Source organism: Arhodomonas sp. KWT (assembly GCF_010993615.1).
The window spans coordinates 1-3,289 of the sequence record NZ_WNXE01000156.1 but is presented as its reverse complement, the minus strand read 5'-3'; the positions used below and the strand labels follow the sequence as shown (position 1 = coordinate 3,289).

Below are 3,289 nucleotides of genomic sequence, written 5' to 3'. Positions count from 1 at the left end.
ACGCCCGAAGCTGTCGATCAGCCCGACGATCACCGCACCCACCGCGGAGCCGAGGAGGCTGCCGAGGCCGCCGATCACCACCACGAACAGCGCGATGGTGAGGATCTCGAAATCGGTGCCGGGCTGAAACGCGAGGTAGGAGCCGCCGATGGCACCGCTCACCCCGGTGAGCGCGCCGCCGAGCATGAACACCTTGAGAAACAGACGGTCGATGTCGATGCCCGTTGCGGCGACCATCTCGCGGTTGTCGACCCCCGCGCGGATGATCCGGCCGAGCTGGGAGCGGAACAGCAGCAGGTAGAGCGCGACGCCGATGAACAGCGCAAACGCGATCACGAACACGCGATAGCCCGGGTAGGGGATGCCGGCGATGCGAACCGCCTGGCTCACCGCCTCCGGCGGCTCCAGGGTCAGGGGCAGGCCGCCCCAGATCCACAGGCACAGGTCGCCGATGGTGATCGCGAGCCCCAGGGTGAGCAGGGTCTGCGGCAGCTCGCCGTCGACGCCCCGGATCAGGCGCTGGAGCACCAGGGCGATCAGCGCACCGGCGAGCCCGGCGCCGCAGACCCCGGCTACCCAGCCGACACCGCCGAGGGCGGGCAGCCAGGCGGTGACCCAGTCCGTGACCGTCCGGGAGACGGTGTAGCCCACGTAGGCGCCGAGCAGGTAGATGGCGCCGTGGCTCAGGTTGAGGACGCGCATGAGCCCGAAGACCAGGGTGAAGCCGCTCGCGATGGCGAACAGCAGCGCGCCGTAGGTAAGCCCGTTCATCAGGGTCAGAACGAACTGGAAATAGCTTGGCATTGGTGTTTCCTCCGCTGCCGCACGGGCGGCGGTCAGTCGTTCATCGTGACGCCGAGCAGCTGCTGCTGGAGCGCGCTGTCCGCCTCGAGCTCCCGGGGCGGGATACGCGCCTCCAGGCGGCCGGAGACCATGATCAGCAGCTCGTCGGCTACCGCCGTCGCCATGCGCAGGTTCTGCTCGATCAGCAGGATCGCCATGCCCGAGGCCGCCAGGGTGCGCAGTTTCTCGATCAGCGGCTCCACGATCACCGGGGCCAGCCCCTCGGAGGGCTCGTCCATGATCATCAGCGACGGGTTGGTCATCAGTGCCCGTGCGATGGCCAGCATCTGCTGCTCACCGCCGGACAGGTGGCCGGCATGGACCGTGCGGCGTTCCTCCAGGCGGGGAAAGAGCTCGTAGACCCGGCGCATGGTCCATTCCCCCTCGGTACGACCCGCCAGCATGCGCAGGTGCTCGTCGACGGTGAGCGAGGGGTAGATGTCCCGGCCCTGGGGGACGTAGCCCACGCCCCGCGCGGCCACCCTGTGGGGCGCTTGATTGGTCACCGCGTCGCCCCGTACCCGGACCTCGCCGTCACTGACCGGGACCAGGCCCATGATCGAGCGGGCCAGGGTGGTCTTGCCCATGCCGTTGCGCCCGAGCAGGCAGAGGACGCCGCCGTCGTGCTCGAAGCTCACGCCCTGGAGGACGTGGGCCGAGGCGTAATAGACGTGCAGATCGTCGATGGAGAGCAACGCGCTCATGCCGCTTCGCCTCCCCCGCCGAGATAGACCTCGCGGACGAGCGGGTCGTCCACGATCTGCTCCGGGGTGCCCTCGGCGACCAGCGCCCCGTCGCTGAGCACCACCACGCGCTCGGTCAGGGCCAGGGCCATGTCCATGTCGTGCTCGATCATCACCAGCGAACAGTCCCGGGAGAGCCCGGAGAGCAGTCCCGTCAGGGTCGCGCGTTCCTCGGGCGAAAGGCCGGCGGCGGGCTCATCCAGGAGGATCATCCGCGCGTCCTCGCCCAGTGCCAGGCCGATCTCGAGCTGTCGGCGCTCGCCGTGGGACAGCGCCGCCGCGGTGGTCGTGAGATGCCCGGAGAGACCGACCATGTCCGCGGTGTGCTCCACCTGCGCCCAGCGCGCCCGGGCCGAGCGCAGCGACCGGCCGACCGTGAGGTGGCCGCGTCCGCCAGGACCGAGGGCGCCCAGAAAGAGGTTCTCTGCGACGCTCAGGTTGTCGAACAGCGCGGACTTCTGGTAAGTGCGCCGCAGCCCGCGCCAGACGCGGGCTGCGACCGGGTGCCGGGTGATGTCCTCGCCGAAGAGCTCGATGCGTCCCGAGCTCGGCGGGATGTCCCCGGCGATGAGGTTGAACAGTGTGGTCTTGCCCGCCCCGTTGGGCCCGAGGAGCGCGCAGCGCTCCCCGGGCTCGAGGTCGAGGTGGACGTTGCTGACTGCGGTGATCCCGCCGAACTGGCGGCTCACGCCCGTCAGCTTCAGTGCCGCATCCATCGTGCGCCTCCCTCGAGCGCCCCGGCTGCCTTACGGGCAGCTCGGGGTGTCGCGGTCATAGGCCGGCGCAGCCTGGTACTGCTCCGGATCGAAGGTCCAGAACTGGCTCACCCGCGAATAGGTCCGGATGGGCACGTTGCGCCACTCGCCGTTCACCTTCTCCACGCGGTTGAGGTACACGTCCGGCACCACGTTGTGATAGCGGTCGAAGGAGACGAACGAGCCCGGCGCCTGGAAGCTGGTCTGCAGCAGTTCCTTGCGCAGTGCCTCCTGGTCCTCGACATTGCCGTCGACGTCCTCCAGCGCAAGCAGCGCCCACTTGGCGGCGCGGTAGTAGTTCTCCACGAACAGGGACGGCGGACGCCCGCGCAGCTCGCCGAACTTGCGGTCCAGCGATTTGTAGGCGTCGTTGTCGAGCTGACCGGACATGATCGAGCCGGATACCACGCCCTCCATCAGCGGACCGATGGAGGCCAGCTGGGTGCCGTCCACGGTGACGGTGCCGCCCAGGATGTCCATCTGGTCGAGCAGACCGAAGTCGTCCATCTGGCGGATGAAGTTCACCGCGTCGGTACCGCCCAGGGCGACGAACAGCGCGTCGACATCCGGCGGGATCTGTGCGACGGCGGAGCTGTAGTCGCTGGTGCCGATGGGGACCCAGATCTTCTTGGGCACGCTGCCGCCGCGGGCGCAGAACGTCTTCATGAAGCCGCCGACCTGCGCGTACGGAAAGGCGTAGTCCTCGGCCACGATCGCCACCTTGCGGTAGCCCTGGTCATAGGCGTAATCACCGAGGGGGAAGGTCGGCTGTGCGCCGGTGTAGGACGTGCGGAACACGTTGGGCGCGACCCCGCGCATGGTGATGTCCTCGGCGGCGGAGCCGGCCACGATGATGGTGGCGTCCGGGAATTCGCCGGCACCCTTCTTCACCGCCAGGCCGGCGGCGCCGCTCAGGGGGCCGAGAACCACCTGTGCGCCGTCGCGGTT

At 69.0% G+C, this 3,289-nt stretch carries 4 protein-coding genes; all 4 read right to left on the bottom strand.

What is annotated here, in order from left to right:
- Window positions 1–804: branched-chain amino acid ABC transporter permease (locus G7A99_RS15530; RefSeq protein ID WP_163141763.1), on the bottom strand; the 804-nt coding region annotated here is incomplete at its 3' end.
- Window positions 805–836: 32 nt separating this feature from the next.
- Complete coding sequence (locus G7A99_RS15525; RefSeq protein WP_163141760.1) at window positions 837–1,547, bottom strand: ABC transporter ATP-binding protein; 711 nt, start codon at window positions 1,545–1,547, stop codon at window positions 837–839.
- Window positions 1,544–2,302, bottom strand: coding sequence for an ABC transporter ATP-binding protein (locus G7A99_RS15520; RefSeq protein ID WP_018719487.1), 759 nt, complete (start codon window positions 2,300–2,302; stop codon window positions 1,544–1,546). Before G7A99_RS15520 ends, G7A99_RS15525 begins: the two co-directional genes overlap by 4 nt.
- A gap of 30 nt (window positions 2,303–2,332) precedes the next feature.
- A partial coding sequence (locus G7A99_RS15515; protein ID WP_163141758.1) for an ABC transporter substrate-binding protein occupies window positions 2,333–3,289 on the bottom strand: 957 nt, incomplete at its 5' end.

Coding starts and splice junctions, on each gene's coding strand:
- G7A99_RS15525 (WP_163141760.1), bottom strand. CDS start 1,547: ATGAGCGCGTTGCTCTCCATCGACGATCTGCACGTCTATTACGCCTCG.
- G7A99_RS15520 (WP_018719487.1), bottom strand. CDS start 2,302: ATGGATGCGGCACTGAAGCTGACGGGCGTGAGCCGCCAGTTCGGCGGG.